This window comes from Rahnella bonaserana (genome assembly GCF_019049675.1).
Lineage (GTDB): Bacteria > Pseudomonadota > Gammaproteobacteria > Enterobacterales > Enterobacteriaceae > Rahnella > Rahnella bonaserana.
Genome location: NZ_JAFMOW010000066.1, coordinates 253,580 through 271,357, shown reverse-complemented (window position 1 = coordinate 271,357; position 17,778 = coordinate 253,580). Strand labels below are relative to the sequence as shown.

At 52.5% G+C, this 17,778-nt stretch carries 17 protein-coding genes and 2 pseudogenes; 11 read left to right on the top strand and 8 right to left on the bottom strand.

Features of this window, described 5'->3' with window-relative positions:
* The first annotated feature begins 246 nt into the window (after positions 1-246).
* Genes csgD through csgG form a run of 4 tightly spaced genes read left to right on the top strand, consistent with a single transcriptional unit; the run spans position 247 to position 2,616 of the window.
* Complete coding sequence (gene csgD, locus J1778_RS18790) at positions 247-897, top strand: biofilm master transcriptional regulator CsgD (RefSeq protein WP_217174444.1); 651 nt, start codon at positions 247-249, stop codon at positions 895-897.
* A complete protein-coding gene (csgE, locus tag J1778_RS18785) occupies positions 878-1,297 on the top strand; it encodes a curli production assembly/transport protein CsgE (RefSeq protein ID WP_420804091.1) in 420 nt (139 codons plus the stop codon). The genes csgD and csgE overlap by 20 nt, the downstream gene beginning before the upstream one ends.
* A gap of 60 nt (positions 1,298-1,357) precedes the next feature.
* Positions 1,358-1,750 (top strand): curli production assembly/transport protein CsgF, encoded by a 393-nt coding sequence (csgF, locus tag J1778_RS18780; RefSeq protein ID WP_217174577.1) that lies wholly within the window; start codon positions 1,358-1,360, stop codon positions 1,748-1,750.
* Between the two features lie 32 nt (positions 1,751-1,782).
* The gene (csgG, locus tag J1778_RS18775; RefSeq protein ID WP_112290757.1) at positions 1,783-2,616 is read left to right on the top strand and encodes a curli production assembly/transport protein CsgG; all 834 of its coding nucleotides are present in this window, start codon (positions 1,783-1,785) and stop codon (positions 2,614-2,616) included.
* Positions 2,617-2,678: 62 nt separating this feature from the next.
* On the opposite strand, the gene J1778_RS18770 is transcribed toward csgG, so the two are convergent.
* Complete coding sequence (locus J1778_RS18770; RefSeq protein WP_217174443.1) at positions 2,679-3,137, bottom strand: nuclear transport factor 2 family protein; 459 nt, start codon at positions 3,135-3,137, stop codon at positions 2,679-2,681.
* 188 nt (positions 3,138-3,325) lie between these two features.
* Between J1778_RS18770 and J1778_RS18765 the strand changes: the two genes are divergently transcribed.
* Positions 3,326-5,131 carry a DUF4153 domain-containing protein gene (locus J1778_RS18765; RefSeq protein WP_217174442.1) on the top strand — a complete coding sequence of 602 codons (1,806 nt, stop codon included), beginning with the start codon at positions 3,326-3,328 and terminating at the stop codon, positions 5,129-5,131.
* Positions 5,132-5,176: 45 nt separating this feature from the next.
* Here J1778_RS18765 and J1778_RS18760 read toward each other — a convergent pair whose 3' ends face one another.
* The 3 genes from J1778_RS18760 to J1778_RS18750 form a co-directional block, all read right to left on the bottom strand.
* Positions 5,177-5,695 carry a cytochrome b gene (locus tag J1778_RS18760; RefSeq protein ID WP_217174441.1) on the bottom strand — a complete coding sequence of 173 codons (519 nt, stop codon included), beginning with the start codon at positions 5,693-5,695 and terminating at the stop codon, positions 5,177-5,179.
* 169 nt (positions 5,696-5,864) lie between these two features.
* A complete protein-coding gene (gene alaC / locus J1778_RS18755) occupies positions 5,865-7,124 on the bottom strand; it encodes an alanine transaminase (RefSeq protein ID WP_217174440.1) in 1,260 nt (419 codons plus the stop codon).
* A 115-nt stretch (positions 7,125-7,239) separates the two neighbouring features.
* Complete coding sequence (locus J1778_RS18750) at positions 7,240-7,776, bottom strand: GNAT family N-acetyltransferase (protein WP_113876967.1); 537 nt, start codon at positions 7,774-7,776, stop codon at positions 7,240-7,242.
* Positions 7,777-7,889: 113 nt separating this feature from the next.
* Here J1778_RS18750 and J1778_RS18745 point away from each other — a divergent pair, with 113 nt between their 5' ends.
* From J1778_RS18745 to uraH, 4 genes and pseudogenes are all read left to right on the top strand, one after another.
* Positions 7,890-9,593: a sensor histidine kinase gene (locus J1778_RS18745; RefSeq protein WP_217174439.1), complete on the top strand. Its 1,704-nt coding sequence runs from the start codon at positions 7,890-7,892 to the stop codon at positions 9,591-9,593.
* Between the two features lie 63 nt (positions 9,594-9,656).
* A pseudogene (locus tag J1778_RS24900) lies at positions 9,657-10,014 on the top strand (response regulator); the annotation flags it as partial.
* An 86-nt stretch (positions 10,015-10,100) separates the two neighbouring features.
* Positions 10,101-10,427, top strand: a pseudogene (locus tag J1778_RS24895) (LytTR family DNA-binding domain-containing protein); the annotation flags it as partial.
* A gap of 240 nt (positions 10,428-10,667) precedes the next feature.
* Complete coding sequence (gene uraH, locus J1778_RS18735; RefSeq protein ID WP_217174437.1) at positions 10,668-11,075, top strand: hydroxyisourate hydrolase; 408 nt, start codon at positions 10,668-10,670, stop codon at positions 11,073-11,075.
* 183 nt (positions 11,076-11,258) lie between these two features.
* Here uraH and glk read toward each other — a convergent pair whose 3' ends face one another.
* Entirely contained in the window at positions 11,259-12,224 is a 966-nt protein-coding gene (glk, locus tag J1778_RS18730) for a glucokinase (protein WP_217174436.1), read from the bottom strand.
* Between the two features lie 303 nt (positions 12,225-12,527).
* Here glk and J1778_RS18725 point away from each other — a divergent pair, with 303 nt between their 5' ends.
* Positions 12,528-13,790 carry an ion channel protein gene (locus J1778_RS18725; RefSeq protein ID WP_217174435.1) on the top strand — a complete coding sequence of 421 codons (1,263 nt, stop codon included), beginning with the start codon at positions 12,528-12,530 and terminating at the stop codon, positions 13,788-13,790.
* Here the strand turns inward: J1778_RS18725 and J1778_RS18720 are convergent.
* Together J1778_RS18720 and J1778_RS18715 are read right to left on the bottom strand one after the other, a co-directional pair.
* Complete coding sequence (locus tag J1778_RS18720; protein ID WP_217174434.1) at positions 13,787-14,485, bottom strand: aspartate/glutamate racemase family protein; 699 nt, start codon at positions 14,483-14,485, stop codon at positions 13,787-13,789. The genes J1778_RS18725 and J1778_RS18720 overlap by 4 nt on opposite strands.
* A 105-nt stretch (positions 14,486-14,590) precedes the next feature.
* The gene (locus J1778_RS18715; RefSeq protein ID WP_217174433.1) at positions 14,591-15,064 is read right to left on the bottom strand and encodes a multidrug/biocide efflux PACE transporter; all 474 of its coding nucleotides are present in this window, start codon (positions 15,062-15,064) and stop codon (positions 14,591-14,593) included.
* A 143-nt stretch (positions 15,065-15,207) separates the two neighbouring features.
* On the opposite strand from J1778_RS18715, the gene J1778_RS18710 reads away from it, so the two are divergent.
* Positions 15,208-16,095: a LysR family transcriptional regulator gene (locus tag J1778_RS18710; protein ID WP_217174432.1), complete on the top strand. Its 888-nt coding sequence runs from the start codon at positions 15,208-15,210 to the stop codon at positions 16,093-16,095.
* Here J1778_RS18710 and J1778_RS18705 read toward each other — a convergent pair.
* Positions 16,084-17,742, bottom strand: a complete 1,659-nt coding sequence (locus J1778_RS18705) for an alpha-keto acid decarboxylase family protein (protein ID WP_217174431.1) — start codon at positions 17,740-17,742, stop codon at positions 16,084-16,086. The genes J1778_RS18710 and J1778_RS18705 overlap by 12 nt on opposite strands.
* Positions 17,743-17,778 lie beyond the last annotated feature (36 nt).

Genomic DNA, 17,778 nt, shown 5'->3' with positions numbered 1-17,778 from the left:
TTACGTTACATTTTGAAACATAAATAAGCCTTGCGTAAGGTAAGCCAAAAGCTAAATTGAGTCTGTACTGCACATAAAGCGAGTCAAAATATTGTGTGCCTCACGCTGCGTATATTTGCTACTTTCAGATATGCACAGAAAATATAAAGCTATAGATTTAGCAAAATAAAATCTCAGCCTTTTACTGGTCTGTTTATACAAAGACGCGGCAGGCTGTGGCTATAAAAATCAGGGCAGGGTTTCATTATGAGTAATGAAGCAGCAATCAATAATAATATTCTTTTATTAGTGACCAAACCATCATTACAAGCCAGTGCTTTATTGCAGCAATTAAAACAGCAACTTTGTGTCAATACCCGATTACACAGCATTCATAAAACACTTGAGGATCAGTACCTTCATCAGACGCTTATTCTTTTCGACATGATGGAAGCTGACCGGCGGACTATTGAGGTCTGGCAGTCCGCCATTAACCGTTATCACGAGAGTGTGAAGTTATTATTATTAAATACGCCCGATAATTACCATTTTCGGGAAATAGAAACCTGGCCGCGAATAAGCGCTGTTTTTTATCTTTCTACTGACGAAGAGCATCTGGTGGAAGGGATACGCAGCGTGATCCGCGGGGAATGCTACTTCTCCCAGGGCTTCGCCAGCTATCTGATCAATCAGTCCGGTGCTTTCCGGCATATGAATACGGAAGATACCGGTCTGACCCATCGTGAAAAAGAGATCCTCAATAAATTACGTGTGGGTGCCTCAAACACGGAAATCGCACAGCTTTTGTTTATCAGTGAGAACACCGTTAAGACGCATCTTTATAATTTATTTAGAAAAATCTCGGTAAAAAACCGTACTCAGGCGGCGTCCTGGGCGAATGACAATCTCAAGCGCTGACATCATGACTATTGGCATCAGAACCTTCTGGCTCTGGCTGGCGCTACTCTGCGCCACCTGCCTGCACGTACAGGCTGCGGATATCAAAGACCCGGGGCTGATTACCGACCGGACAGTGACGTCGGTGGGTCACGATTTTTATCGCAGCTTCACCGCCAAATGGGAGCAGAACTACCCGGAAACCATCACGATTTCAGAAAGACCCAGCGCCCGCTGGGGCAGTTGGATCACCATAAGAATAGGTCAGGACACCCTTTATCAAACCCTGCTGTTTCCTAACCGTCACAACTTTGAGAAGGACGTCGATACCGCACTGGCCGGCGTGACGGAGGCGTTATCACGACGCCAGCTGGACAAAGCATTACTTGGCACCGGGGATCTTGCCCATGACGAATTTTAATGCACTGCCTCTTTTAAGGAGAGCATCGTGAATATTCCAGTCTCAGCTTCGCGCTCAGTCATGCTGCTGGCATTACTGACGGCGTCCCCGGTTTCCTGGGGAGGCAATATGGTTTTCCAGTTCATTAACCCGAATTTCGGCGGCAACCCGAATAATGGCGCGTTCCTGCTAAATGAAGCCCAGGCGCAAAACTCCTATAAGGATCCGGATTCGTACGATTTCGGCACTACCGGTACCACTGCGCTGGATAACTTCACGGCGTCGATTCAGTCGCAGTTGCTGGGCAGTCTCATGGGCAATGTGAATCAGGGCAAACCGGGGCGGCTGGTGACGCAGGACTTTATTGTGGATATCCAGAATACCGACGGGCAACTGGTAATGAACGTTACAGATCGTAAAACAGGCAAGATTTCCACCATTCAGGTTCAGGGCCTGTCTGCCACTACCAACTGATTCCGACGACCAATAAAAACAGGAACAACATCATGCGCAGCTATTTATTACTCATCGCAGTTTTTGTGTTGAGCGGGTGTCTCACAGCGCCCCCGAAAGAAGCCGCCAGACCGACATTATTGCCACGGGCACCGAGTTATACCGATCTGACTCATCTCCCGGCCCCGAAGGGACGTGTCTTTGTCTCTGTTTATAATATTCAGGATGAAACCGGTCAGTTCAAACCGTATCCGGCGAGTAACTTCTCGACTGCGGTGCCGCAAAGTGCCACGGCGATGCTGGTTTCGGCGTTAAAAGACTCTAAATGGTTTATTCCGCTGGAACGTCAGGGACTGCAAAATCTGTTGAATGAACGCAAAATTATCCGCGCAGCACAGGAAAACGGCAGTGTCGCTATCAATAACCAGCGTCCGCTTTCCTCTTTAGTGGCGGCAAATATTTTGATTGAAGGCTCGATTATCGGCTATGAAAGCAATGTGAAATCGGGCGGCATAGGGGCGCGTTACTTCGGTATCGGTGCCAGTACGCAATACCAGTTGGACCAGATAGCCGTGAACCTGCGTGCTGTCGACGTCAATACCGGGGAAGTTTTGTCGTCTGTGAATACCAGCAAGACGATTTTGTCGTATGAAGTGCAGGCCGGGGTGTTCCGCTTTATCGACTATCAGCGTCTGCTGGAAGGCGAACTAGGCTATACCACCAACGAGCCAGTGATGTTGTGCCTGATGTCGGCTATTGAATCCGGGGTTATTTATCTGGTCAATGACGGTATCGACCGTAATCTGTGGCAATTGCAGAATCCGTCGGAAGTGAATTCGCCGATACTGCAACGCTACAAAAACAGCGTTGTCCCTGCCGAATCCTGATAGGGCAGTTGGCGAAGGGAAGGGGTGGGTTGACACCGCTTCCCTTCTTTTTTAAGCCAGCATCAGGCTTTATTCTCTTCGCCTTTCACCGCCTGACGGTAGTTGCTCACCCGCTTTTTGTCCTCAAGATTGAAGTCCGGGTCGAGGTAAATACTCAGCCGTTTAATCAGCAAATCCTCAAACGCAAACACCGTACAGAAATGATGACTCCCTGCTTCCGAGGTTGGCCAGCGGTCGCCATTTTGCATCACGCCACGCATCTGCCCTTCCAGCACAATGGTGTCGCCATCGCTGAGAAACCGGAAAGCATCCTGAATATGCTGGATCTTGTCGATTTCCAGCGCGAAGCGTTTTCCCAGTTCTCCCAGGGATGACTTCCCCTGCGCGGTGCCAAATTTCGGAAAAAACAGCACCACATCTTCCGCAAAGAGATCCAGCAAAGACGCATCTGCCTGATCCAGTTTGGCGTAGAAATTCTTAACGATTTCAATGCGTTTTTCTTTCAGTTCGTGTTCTGACATTTTCACCTCGAAATTCTCCATCCAGTACCTAAGCCTAGTGACTGCGGCTGATTTTGCCAGTTATGTGGTGATGCTCACAAAATGTCCAGCCTGCTCCTTAAAAGAGTTTTCTGCACCGGAGCACGGAACCCATTACACTGGCGTACGTTTTTACCCTTACTTCCTCTTACACTTTCGGAGAGTCACGGATGTCTCAGTTCAATCGGGCGGGCCTCAGTTTGCCCCCTCTGCCCGTTCCCTCCCGCTGGCTTATCATGTTTGTCTGCCTGCTGCAGGGACTTTTGCTGTATTACTTTTTCTCAGACAGCCAGGCGGTAACGCGTTCGGCTTTCTCCCACAATATTTACGGCCAGACTATGGCATTCACATTACCGGTGCTGATTTCGTTGTCGCTGGTGCAGCTGAATGACCGCCGGTTCTGGGGCGCAATGGGGTTGATGACCTTGCTGCTGGCGGGGATGGCGACGTGGGTGAAAAGTAATGTGACCGGCACACCGGCAGATTCGGTGATGGTGCCGTATAACCTTTCGCTGGTGGCGATGGTATTTTTTGTGCTGCCCTGGTTACAGGTGCAGACGTTCCCGGCGCATAACCGTTACCGTTACGCCCATCTTGCAGCCTGCTACAGCCAGAATATGTTGTGCGCGATGCTCACTTTCCTGCTGATGCTGCTGACCGTCGGCGTGCTGGCGCTGTGCGCTGCGCTGTTCCGGGTGATTGGCATTGAATACTTCCACGAGCTGTTTTTCGATACACCGCTGTTTATGCATCTGGTTTTCGGGCTGCTGCTGGGGATAAGCATCATCACCTGCCGCACACAACCGGCGCTGATGAATACCACGCGCAATATTATCCGTTTCATTCTCAAAGGCCTGCTGCCTCTGGTGGCGTTCGTTGCGCTGATCTTTCTGTTCGCCCTGCCGTTCACCGGCCTGACGGCGCTGTCGCAAACCTGGTCCGCCGCCAGTCTGCTGACAATTATGGCGATAAGCCTGCTGGCGCTGGTGAACGTTGTGCGCGAAACGGACAGCGGAGTGAAGCCTTATCCGCAGGCTGTCCGCTGGCTGGTCAATGCAGCTATCCTGCTGCTGCCGGTGTATGCCGCGCTGGCGCTGTACGCTACGGGCATTCGCGTTTCACAATACGGCTGGACGCCGCAGCGTCTGTGGGCGGTGGTAATTATTGCGGTTACGCTGACAGCCTCGCTTTGCTACAGTTTTTCCGTTTTCGATAAACGTCCGGACTGGCTGTCGCGTCTGAATCAGTTCAATAAACCGCTGTCATTGTTAGTCGTGCTGCTGGTTATCGCGGTCAACAGCCCGCTGCTCGATCCTTACCGTCTCAGCGTGAACAGTCAGATTGCACGGCTCGACAGCGGTAAAACGCAGGCGAAAGATTTTGATCTCAAATTACTGCGTTTTGAAACAGGTCGTCGTGGCAACGAAGCACTGGAAAAATTGCTGCAATCTCCTGCTTTTACCTCGGACCCGCGCCTGCTTGCCACGGTGAAAAATACTATTGCGCTGACCTCACGCTGGGGCTCCTACAATGATAAAGAGGCCGATGCGCTGGCTAAAAATTATCGTATTGAGGAGGCGAAAAAGATGATCACGCTGGCGAAAGGCGCAGTGCAGCCGGATGACGGCTGGTGGAAAAGTCTTCCAGTGCTGGAACAATACCGCAGCACACTTCGCGATTGTCTGAGCGTTCAGGGCGTGTGTATCGTTAATACGCTGGATCTCAATAATGACAAACAGAAAGAAATCCTGCTCTGTAATACGCTGGATGCGCCTTCAGTCAACTGCCGGGTTTACGCAAGACAGGCCGGTCAGTGGGCGCAAAGCGGTGAGCTTTATCTGTATCAGGAAAAGGATAAAGAGACGCTGATCCAGGCACTGCGCAACGGTGAAGTTAAACCCGCACCGCGTAAATGGGTAGATATCCAGATTGAAGGGAAGCGTCGCGTTGTGCATTACCAGCAGGATGAAAACTGATTTATACGCCAGTCACCGGCAGGATTTCTGCCGGTGAGCCCGCCGTTAAGGCGTCATGCGTAACAGGGTGTCATCTTTACGGAAGTAATGATGATAAATCGCCGCCAGCGCATGTAAGCCAATCAGGTAATAACCGCAGTTCGCCAGAAACACATGCGTCTGCTTCACCGTGCTGCGCACGGAAGGATCCGGCGTCACGAACTGCGGCACCTGCCAGCCAAACAACACCCAGTCGCGTCCGCCAAATTCCAGGGTCAGTACGCCCAGCACCGGCAGCGAGAGAAATAACAGATACAACGCGCCATGTACCGCGTGAGATGCCGCAATCTGCCAGCGAGGCAAAGGCGGCGTGATCACCGGTGTTGCATAGCGTGTACGCAGGAAAACACGCACCCACATCAGCAGCCAGACACAAATCCCAAAATTAAAATGCAGTAAACGTACCAGCGGCTGATTATCTTCCGGAAAATAGTCGCGGGTCAGCATCGCGGTATACGTCAGAATAATCATCAGCAACGTTGCCCAGTGCAGGCTGATCTGCGACAGCGCATAACGGTTTTTCATGAGAAATTTCCTGGCCGGAGAATATTAAACGCGAGATCATGAGTGACAGACTGAGTATAGAAAGAAATTACGCAGACTTTGTGGATATGGCCGGGCGGTAAGGGTAAAGAAGTTAACGCATTGAGATAAAAAAACCGGGCCGAAGCCCGGTCTGATGTGCTGAGGCGACTTACGCGCCGGCGGAAGGATCCTGCTCAGCAGGCGTTTCTCCCGCGGCCTTTTTCGGTGCCAGCAAACCGTCAGCACGGAACATTGCTTTAATTCCACGAACAGCCTGACGGATACGGTCCTGATTTTCGATCAGCGCGAAACGGACATGCGTATCACCGTAATCACCAAAACCGATGCCCGGTGACACGCAGACTTTCGCGTCAGCCAGCAGACGTTTAGCGAACTCCAGCGAACCTAAATGCGCATACGCTGCCGGGATTTTTGCCCAGACGTACATCGACGCTTTCGGATTTTCTACCATCCAGCCCGCTTCATGCAGCCCGCGCACCAGCACATTACGACGCTGACGGTATTGCTCGGCAATGTCTTTCACGCATTGCTGATCGCCTTCCAGCGCCGCAATCGCGGCAACCTGTAACGGCGTGAACGTCCCGTAATCGTGATAGCTTTTGATACGCGCCAGTGCACTGACCAGCTCAGGATTGCCGACCATAAAGCCAATACGCCAGCCTGCCATGTTGTAACTTTTCGACAGGGTAAAGAACTCTACCGCGATATCTTTCGCGCCCGGCACCTGCATGATCGACGGCGCTTTCCAGCCGTCATACACGATATCGGCGTAGGCCAGATCGTGAATAACCAGCACGTTGTATTGTTTAGCCAGCGCGACCACACGTTCGAAGAAGTCCAGCTCTACGCATTGCGCCGTCGGGTTGGACGGGAAGCCGAGGATCATCATTTTCGGACGGGGAATGGTTTCGCGAATGGCTTTTTCCAGTTCAGCAAAGAAATCCACACCTTCTGCCAGCGGCACGGATCGCACCTGAGCACCGGCGATCACTGCGCCGTAAATGTGGATCGGATAACTTGGGTTTGGCACCAGAACGGTATCACCATGATCGAGGGTCGCCAGCATCAGATGCGCCAGACCTTCTTTTGAACCGATAGTGACGATAGCTTCGCTTTCCGGGTCGATCTCCACCTGATAACGATCGGCGTACCAGCGGGAGATCGCACGACGCAGACGCGGAATACCGCGTGACGTTGAGTAACCGTGGGTGTCTTCGCGCTGCGCAACCTGCACCAGTTTTTCCACAATGTGTGGCGGTGTCGGGCCGTCAGGGTTGCCCATACTGAAATCAATAATGTCTTCGCCGCGATGGCGCGCGGCCATTTTCAGTTCAGCGGTGATATTGAAAACATAAGGGGGAAGACGATCAATACGTGAAAAACGACGTGGTGAACTGGAATCAGCCATAATTTCCTCTGGGATACGTAAGCGCCCGGACCGTCCGAGCGACGCTGGCCGCGTTGCGACCTTCAACGAACATATCGCAGAGAAAAACAACTGTCGAGATACTGAGCGTTTTTTTTTACGGACGCGGATCGGTTGCCAGCAAACCCAGCAGCCAGTCATTTTTCCACTCGTCACCAATCCGGTAACTGTCGCGCAAACGCCCTTCCATCTGGAAACCACATTTCTCCAGCACGCGGCGCGAACCGTCATTGCCTTCGAGCACGTTGGCCTGCAGGCGGTGAAATCCGCAGTGGTCAAAAGCAAAGTTCAGCACTTCGCGCAGGGATTCCACCGCGTAGCCTTTGCGCTGATGTTCCGGCGCGAGAATAAACCCCACTTCGCCCTGTTTGTAAGGTCGCCAGTCCGGGAAAAATCCGGTCAGCCCCACGGCAGCGCCGGTCTCTTTTTCGCGTATAAGCAGGCATAACCAAAAGTCGCAATAGCGATCCCAGTTGCCCAGCCGCTGTTCAAAGCGGGTATGAACCTGAGCAGGCATCTCGATATCGCCGATAAAACGCATGACCTCCGGCGTCTGATACAACCGCAAGAAAAATGCCCAGTCGTCAGCCTGGATGGGCTGCATAATCAGCCGCGGCGTGGATAACGAAATCATCTCAGTTGGCTCTCCTGTGTCTGCCGATGGTGAAAGTCTGACCTTTTACATATAATAACGGCTGAATCCATTTGGCACGCTTATCTTTACGGCGCGCAAAGAGTTAATCTGCTATGCCTCACATTTTCGATATGCTGCTGGCGGTCTTTGACCGTGCGGCGCTGATGCTCATTTGTCTGTTTTTCCTCACGCGTACTCCGCTGTTCCGTAAACTGCTGCATAAAGAAAACGAGAGCCACACGCCCCTGGAGCTGACGGCCGTTACCGCCATTTTCTCGCTGTTTGCGATTTTCGGTACGCTTTCCGGGATCAACGTCGAAGGCTCGCTGATTAACGTACGCACCATCGCCATTATGTCCGGTGGGATCTTATTCGGACCGTGGGTCGGGATTATCACCGGCGTGATTTCAGGCACGCACCGTTTCCTGATCGACATTCACGGGCCTACGTCAATTCCGTGCCTGATCACCAGTATTACGGCAGGTTTCCTTTCCGGCTACATCAATAAAAACGTCAAAAAAGCGCTGCACTGGAAAGTCGGGATCATCGCCGGGATGTTGTGTGAAACGCTGACCATGGTGCTGATTTTGCTAATGGCACGGCCATTTTCGCTCGGGCTGGACATCGTTATGAACATCGCCGCACCGCTGATCCTGGGTGCCAGTTCCATCGGCCTGATTGTGTTACTGGTGCAAAGCGTCGAAGATGAAAAAGAGGTCATCGCCGCGCGACAGGCACGGCTGGCGCTGGATATCGCCAATAAAACGCTGCCCTATTTCCGGGATATCAACGCCGATTCGCTGGCCAGCATCTGCCGCATTATCCGCGAGGATATCGATGCTGACGCGGTGGCGATCACGGATACCAAAAACATTCTGGCGTACGTCGGCGTCGGCGCGGATGAATACAATATCGGCCATGAATCCCTGAGTGAGATGACCAAAGCCACGCTGGAAAGCGGCGAAATCACGGTCAGAAATAACGATGAAATGCACCGCACGCCGCAAATCCACTCGCTGATTATTATTCCCCTGTGGGAAAAAGGCGAAGTGACCGGCTCGCTGAAAATCTATTATTGTGACCCGCACCGTATTACATATTCGCTTAAAGTGATGGCTATCGGGCTGTCGCAAATTATGTCCACACAGATGGAAGTCTCACGAACTGAACAACTGCGCGAGATGGCCAATAAGGCCGAGATGCGCGCGTTACAGAGCAAGATAAACCCGCATTTTTTGTTTAATGCGCTGAACGCGATTTCATCATCGATCCGCGTACGACCGGACGTGGCGCGCCAGCTGATCATCAATCTTTCCCGTTATCTGCGTTACAACCTTGAACTGAACGACGAGCTGATCGACCTGCGCAAAGAACTGCATCAGGTACAGGATTACATCGCCATCGAACAGGCGCGTTTTGGCAGCAAACTCACGGTAATTTATGACATTGATGACGATATTTCGGTGAAAATTCCCAGTCTGCTGATCCAGCCACTGGTCGAGAACGCGATTGTTCACGGCATCCAGAAATGCAGCGGAAAAGGCGTGGTGGTGATTTCAGTTAAGCATCAGGCTGAGGGGATTAAAGTTTCCGTGAAAGATACCGGCCATGGCATTAATCAGGAAACCATTGACCGCGTGGCGCGCAATGAAATGCCCGGCAATAAAATCGGCCTGCTGAATGTGCATCACCGCGTTTCGTTGTTATACGGGCAGGGTCTGACTATCCGGCGACTGGAGCCGGGCACCGATATTTCTTTTGTAATTACTCATGCCCCTGCGAAAGTCACGGCGGCCATACAGAGCCAGATTGCCTGACCGCAGAGCGTTTTTCGTTTTACCCGCCCGCCTTTCGGGCCACCGCACCAGGGAGATAATTCAGTGAAAGCAATTATCGTCGAAGATGAAGTACCGGCTCAGGAAGAGCTGAGTTATCTGATTAATACGCACAGCAGCATTCAGGTTGAAGCGGTATTTGATGACGGACTGGACGTGCTTAAATACCTGCAATCGCATGAAGTGGATGCGATTTTTCTCGATATCAGCATTCCGTCGCTCGACGGCGTATTGCTGGCGCAAAATATCAGTAAATTTGCCCACAGACCTTATATCGTGTTCATCACCGCCTATAAAGAACACGCTGCCGAAGCCTTTGAAATAGAAGCGTTTGATTACATTCTCAAGCCTTATCACGAGTCACGCATTGTCACTATGCTGCAAAAGCTGGAGTCGCATTTTCGCCGTGATAAAGAACTGGCCGGTAAAGAGGCCGCAGAGAAACAGGAAGGGATCCTGCCGGTAACGGGTAACGCGCAGCGCGTCAGTCACAGTATTAATCTGATCAAAGACGAACGGATTATCGTCACTGATATCAACGATATTTATTACGCCGCCGCGCAGGAAAAGGTCACGCAGGTATATACCCGCAAAGAAGAATTCACCATGCCGATGAATATCACCGAATTGTGCAACCGCTTGCCGGAGGAGCATTTCTTCCGCTGCCATCGCTCATATTGCGTGAATCTGTCAAAAATCCGCGAGATCGTGCCGTGGTTCAATAACACCTATATTTTGCGCTTAAGTGATTTAGATTTCGAGGTGCCGGTAAGTCGCAGCAAGGTTAAAGAATTCAGGCAGTTAATGCGGTTCTGATGTGAGGCTGGCGGGTTTTTGAGCTGGAGAGCGTTATCTCCAGACATCTGAATCTGAATTATTACAAAAATGTCATCAACCCGTCATCTTCAGGTTAGCCAGTAAAAAGTAGACTTTGTTTCGTCAAGACAGAGGTTATTTCGCACTTTCCCATCGCTGTGATGAGGGAAGTTATAAATATAGCTCTGCAAAATATTCTGCGTTATTAACAAATAACATTGAGTTCAAAAGGACGAACATATGTTTAAAAATAAATTATTACTGGCCGGTATTATCAATGCTCTGTGTCTGACATCTGCCTTTGCAGCTAATCCTCTTAGCGTCCACGTTCTGAACCTGCAAAACGGGCTGCCATCAGAGGGTGTAAGCGTCTCCCTCGAGAAGCAGGAAGGTAACAAATGGGTGCAACTGAGCAGCGGAGTGACCAACGAACAGGGAAGAATTCCGGCGCTGTATCCCAATGAAAATGTGATGGAGAAAGGGAGTTATCGCGTAACGTTCAAAACCGGAGAATGGTTTGAAAAGCACCATACCGCTTCATTTTTTCCGGAAATCCCCGTTATTTTTAAAGCGGATGGTTCAGTGCCTCACTATCACATTCCTCTGCTTGTCAGTCCTTACGGTTTCTCGACTTACCGCGGGAATTAAAGTCAGAAAAGAACTAATGACAGGAGTTTTAAGGGCTAACACTTGGTTAAAGCACACTTCAGCTTATTGATTCAGCATTAATACCCCACCCCACCCCTCCCCTTCGCAGGGGAGGGAGCAGATCGAGCCAGACCTCATCCTCTAAGCAGAGCAGCAAAATCCTCTACGCAGAGCAGCAGAAACTTAGATCGTCATACCAATTGACTGACGTAAGTACGCACCTGCACCCAGCAGCCCTGGCTGATCGTGCGTGATCAGGAATACCGGAATATCCATCAGGTAATCTTTGAAGCGGCCTTTATCTTCAAATGCGGCGCGGAAACCGGACGCTTTGAAGAATTCGAGGAAGCGCGGAACGATGCCGCCGGCGATGTAAACACCACCAAACGTCCCCATGTTCAGCGCCAGGTTGCCGCCGAAACGACCCATAATCACGCAAAACAGGGACAACGCGCGGCGACAATCGACGTTTTCATCAGACAGTGCCAGCTCAGTGACGTCTTTCGGTTTGAAGTTTTCCGGCACGCGCTTGTCAGATTTCACAATGGCGCGATAAAGATTCACCAGCCCCGGACCGGAAAGAATGCGCTCGGCAGACACGTGGCCCATTTCGGTACGCAGCTGCTCAAGAATAATGTCTTCTTCTTCGCTGTTTGGTGCGAAATCAACATGACCCCCCTCGCCCGGCAGGCTAAGCCACTGCTTGTTGGCGTGGATCAGATGCGCCACACCCAGTCCGGTACCGGCGCCATAAATCACTGCTGGTTTTCCGTCCTGCGCTTTTTTGCCGCCGAACTGCAATAAATCCTCTTCTTTCAACATCGGGATCGCCATAGAAACGGCGGTGAAATCGTTGATCACTTCCAGATGTTGCAGACCTAAACTTTTCTTCATTTCTGCAATGGAGAATGCCCAGGTGTGGTTAGTCATTGCCACCCAGTCGCCGGTGATCGGGCAGGCAATGGCGATGCAGGCATCTTCAATTTCCTGTTTTTGCTCAGTAAGATACTCACGGACTGTGGCTTCGAGGCTGTCATATTCCAGCCCGGAGAAGGTCTTCGCCTGCGAAATCTCGCCGCTGTCCAGCGCACAAAGCGCCAGACGGCAGTTAGTGCCCCCGACATCGCCCACCAGGGAGTATTTGGTCATGTTATTCTCCGCAAAAGTAAATTCGTTATGCTGCGCTAAAGAGTACGCTGCCAGACACGCAGATGTAAGTTGTCTTCATCAATTAAAGCGACTGGCGAAACCCCGCCCGTGGGGCAAAGCTTACAGTTTCGTGTGGGCAAAATAGCGGTAATTGCTATACGCTGCAACGCAGTTTTAAACCCGCGCACATTTATGCGGCATGTCACACACAATAATGTTGAGCGCCCGCAAACAGACTTTGCCAGGATTCATCTAAGCTATTAGGGCAAACAAAGCGATAACGATAAATAAGGAAATTCTTGCATGTTTCATCCCCGCGCCAGAATTATGCTGGCTTTCGCCCTGCCTGCGGTCATTATCGGCGTGCTGTCAAGCCTGATTCTGGTCTTCGTGATGATCATTGCCGGTGCTCTGCAAAACCTGCTGTGGCAGCACATTCCTGCCGTTTTACAGGTGAATACGGAATCTGCCAGCTGGACACTGTTTATGCTGACGCTGACCGGCATCGGTGTTGGCGCGCTTATCAAGTATATGCCAGGCCACGCGGGGCCGGATCCGGCCACAGAATCGCTGATTGGCGCACCTGTGGCGGTGAATGCATTACCGGGAATTGCGCTGGCGCTGATGCTCGGGCTGGCCGGTGGCGTAAGCCTCGGGCCGGAACATCCGATTGCAGTGATTAATATCGCACTGGTAGCGTGGTTGGGTGGACGTCTGATGCCCGGAGTGCCAACCACTGACTGGGTGATCCTGGCGGCGGCCGGTACTATTGGCGCACTGTTTGGTACGCCGGTCGCGGCGGCGCTGATTTTCTCGCAAACCCTCGGTACCAATAAAGATGTCCCGTTATGGGATCGTCTGTTTGCGCCCTTGCTTGCCGCCAGTGCCGGTGCGCTGACGACCGATCAGTTTTTCCAGCCGGATTTCTCGCTTAGCATTCCATCTTATGATTCGTCCAGCCTGATCGACATTTTTAGCGGCTCCGTCGTGGTGCTGATCGCCATCGCACTGGGAATGATCGCCGTGTGGCTGTTCCCGCATATGCACCGGCTGTTCAATACCATTCAGAATCCGATGTTACGTCTCGGCCTTGGCGGTTTTGTGCTGGGTTTGCTGGCACTGATCGGCGGAGAAATCACGCTGTTCAAAGGGCTGGATGAAATGAAAGAACTGGCGCATTCCAACGCATTGTTTGAGATGGGGCCGTTGCTGGCCATCACCCTGACCAAACTCGCGGCGTTAGTGGTAGCGGCGGCCTGTGGTTTTCGTGGCGGGCGCATTTTCCCGGCGGTGTTTGTCGGGGTATCGCTCGGCCTGATGCTGCATCAGTACGCACCGGATGTGCCGGCGGCAGTGACGGTGTCCTGCGCGGTAATGGGCATGGTGCTGGTGGTCACACGCGACGGCTGGCTCAGTTTGTTTATGGCCGCCGCCGTGGTACCGGGGCTGAAATTATTGCCGTTGCTGTGCATCGTTATGCTGCCAGCCTGGCTGATGCTGGCCGGTAAGCCGCTGATGCAGGTCGCAAAACAGCGGCTAAACCGGCAGATTACAGAAGAAGATTAATGCTGTTCTAAAGCAAATTCCGCCGCCGCCAGCGCATGAATGGCGGTGGTGTCGAATACCGGTACGCGCGCGTCTTCTGCCCCCACCAGCAGGGTGATTTCGGTACATCCCAAAATGATCCCTTCCACGCCCTGCTGTTCTAATTTGCCAATAATCCGGCGATACTCCTCGCGGGAATCGTCCTTGATAATGCCCAGACACAGCTCTTCGTAAATGATGCGGTGGACTATCGCCCGGTCGGCTTCGTCCGGCGTTACCACGTCAATCTGATGCTTTTCCTGCAAACGTCCGCGATAGAAATCCTGTTCCATAGTGAAACGGGTGCCGAGCAGGCCGATTTTACGCAGCCCCTGCCCTTTGATTTTTTCAGCCGTCGCATCGGCGATATGCAACAGCGGCAGGCCGCCGATACGTTCAATATCGTCCGCCACTTTATGCATGGTGTTAGTACACACGACGATGACGTCAGCGCCAGCGCGCGCCAGTGAATTCGCGGCGTTACCGAGGATCTCGCCCGCCTGCTGCCAGTCACCGGCCATTTGCAGCTTTTCGATTTCATAAAAATCGACGCTGTAGAGAAACAGTTTGGCCGAATGCAGGCCGCCCAGTTGCTGCTTTACATGTTCATTGATCATGCGGTAATACGGCACGGTGGATTCCCAGCTCATGCCGCCAATCAGCCCTAACGTTTTCATCTGTACACCCTGTATTTTCCGGATGCCAAAACCATAACCGACAAAAAGCCCGCGAACAAAGAAAATGTCGGCGGGCTTTCTTGTGCTGCTTTAAGGCAATGCCAATTAATGTTTAGCCGGGCAATCCTCAGCAGCCAGACGACGGTGCATCCAGCGCTGACGGAGTGTGTCGTAAACCCAGTTGTATGCCACGGTATAAGGCAGGAAGAACAGGAAGAACCCGATTTCCAGCATAAAGGCGTCCAGCAGCCCGATACCCAGCCACAGCGCGGCAATCGGCAGACCAATCATGATGAATCCGCCTTCGAAGCCCAGGGCGTGCGCCACGCGGATTTTAAAGGTCCGCACCACACGGGAAACCGGCCAGAATTTGTCAAACAGGCTGTTATAGACGATGTTCCAGACCATCGCTGTCGTCGATAACATGATAGCCAGAGCACCCATTTCCCAGACCGGTTTATTGAGGAGCCACGCCGCGGTCGGTGCCGAAATCAGCACCGCGAGGGTTTCAAAGCCTACCGCATGGAAGATGCGTTCGCCGAATGTTTTCTGAGAGATGTTCCGTGTTTGCTTAGACATAAAAACCTGCCTGATTCCTGATTGTTGTTACGTGAATTGCTATGTGACGGCTGTCACAGGCGGCCATTATCATCACTAAATGAGATAGGTAAAAGATAGGAAGTATCGATAAAATAGATGGATTGAAATCAGAGGATCCTTTTATGCGTTATTCCCCGGAAGCACTGATAGCCTTTGTCGAGGCTGCCGATGCCGGATCGTTTTCTGCGGCGGCACGTAAACTGCGCAAAAGTCAGTCCACCGTCAGTACCGCTATTGCCAATCTGGAGGTGGATTTAGGTGTCACATTATTTGACCGCCAGAGCCGGCATCCGGTGCTGACACCTGCAGGACAGCGCGTGTTAAGCCACGTTCAGGCCATTCTGGCCGCCAGCGAAAGGCTTGATGAACTGGCGGTACGTTTATCAACACAGGTGGAAACCCGCCTGACATTTGTGCTCTCAGATACTTATCAGCCGACCCATCACGAAGCGCTGCTGCGCCGTTTTGAACGCCGGTATCCGGATATTGAATTTGAGTGTCAGATTGCCGAAGATCAGGACGTCATCGACCTGTTGCAGTCAGGCCGCGCGCATATCGGCATGGTGGAAGTGCAGGCGAGTTATCCGCCTGATATCGGCGTGGCGCGCCTGCCGGAGCAAACGGATATGTCGATTTTTTGCAGCCGCGGGCACCCGCTGGCAAAAATGACGGACCTGCAACCCGAGCAATTGCACACGTTCCGTCAGCTCTGCCTTCAGCCTTACAGCCGCCGGGAAATGCCCAGGGCGCAGGGGCAAATCTGGTCAGCGCCCAGTTATCTGATGCTGCTGGAAATGGCGGAACAGGGATTTGGCTGGGCGACGCTGCCGCACTGGCTGGTGAAACAGTTCGGACATGACAAACTGGTCAGTCTGCCGCTGCGCGGCTGGCCGAAGCAGATATCGGTGGATGCGGTGTGGAGTAAAAACAATCAGCCCGGTCCGGCGGGTTGCTGGTTCATCGACCAGCTGACGGACCCGCCATCACCGGAAACCGATTTACTGCCCTGAGTTACGCTTCGCCAGCGATTTGGTGACGGAATTCAGCAGCTCTGGAATATCCATTTTCGGCAAAACAACTTCTATCCAGGCCATCTGCCGTCGTGCTGTGGCCTTTTCTATCGCGTCTTTCAACGCCTGCGGCGAATCAGCCCGCGCGCTGAATACCTCTTTGCCGCCAAACGCTGCCGGGAACTGCGTCCAGTTCCACTGCGCGATGTCGTTATAACGCTGGGTTTCGCCGTGGATCGCCCGTTCGACGGTGTACCCGTCGTTATTAATCACAAAAACAATCGGCGGCAGACCGTAACGGATGGCGGCACCTAATCCCTGAAGGGTCAGTTGCGCAGAACCGTCGCCAATCAGCAGCACCACACGGCGGTCCGGTACGGCGATCTGCACACCAAATGCGGCGGGCAGCGTGAAGCCAATAGAACCCCACAACGGCTGGACGATAAACTGGCAATCTTCAGGCAGATTCAGCGCCGCCGCCCCGAAACAGGCGGTACCCTGTTCGGCGACCAGCACATCCCCAGGTTGCAGAAAATCCTGAATCTGTTGCCAGAAGGCATATTGCCCGAGGCTGGCATCGTGCGACAAAGGCAGAGCGTTACGTTTAACGGCGTAAGGCGCTGAGCCGCAGCCCAGTTCGGCAGTCAGACGGTGCATCACATTCACCGTTTTTTCCAGGGGCAACTGGTGGAAGATCTGGTCGCCTGCACGGGCAAAAAAGGGCTGGAGGTCAATGCATTTACCGGACGGAAGCTGTTGGGTAAAACCGGCCGTGATGGTGTCAGTGAATTTCACGCCGACGGTAATCACTACATCCGCCCCTTCGATCGCGTCTCTGGTTGAGGGCGCGCTGGCGGCTCCCGAGTATGTTCCGGCAAAGTGCGCCTGCTGTTCGTTGAATAAACCTTTGCCCATCAGCAGTGTGGAGTGCGCCAGCGGCACTTCTTCCATCCATTGTTCCAGCGCCTTTTTGACGTTGAAACGATCTGCCAGAAAATCCGCCAGTAACGATACACGGTTTGCGCCACGCAGCTGCTTTTCAGCGGCGGCAACAAAAGCTTCAAGAGAGGAAGGCGAGAAAGGCGGCTGCCTGGCTGGTAACGGATGCGCTCGGGTGCTGACCGGCAGCGCGGCAACGTCGCTTGGCAGTAAGAGATAACCCGGACGCGAGGTGTACATCACTTCTTCGACGACACGGTCAATTTCGGCCAGCGCATTTTCCGTTGTCAGGGAAGCCTGCGCCACGCTGACGGGTTCTGACATCCGCATAAAGTGGCAAAACTCACCATCGCCCAGCGTATGATGCAGCAATTCGCCTTTACGCTGCGACGTCAGCGCCGGTGCGCCCACAATATGCACCACCGGCACATATTCGGCATAACTGCCGGCAATGCCGTTCAGCGCACTCAGCTCGCCGACACCAAAGGTGGTCAGCAAGGCCGCAATCCCTTTGGTACGCGCATAGCCATCTGCGCCATAAGCCGCATTTAATTCGTTGGTGCAGCCAACCCAGGTAATTTGCTGATGATTAATCACGCTGTCGAGGAATTTCAGGTTGTAATCACCCGGCACGCCAAACAGTTCGGAGATCCCGCTAAATGACAAGCGGTCTAAGAGATAGTCACCTACGGTGTATTCATTTGCCATGACGATCCTCTGTTAAAAATAGAGTAAACAGTTAAT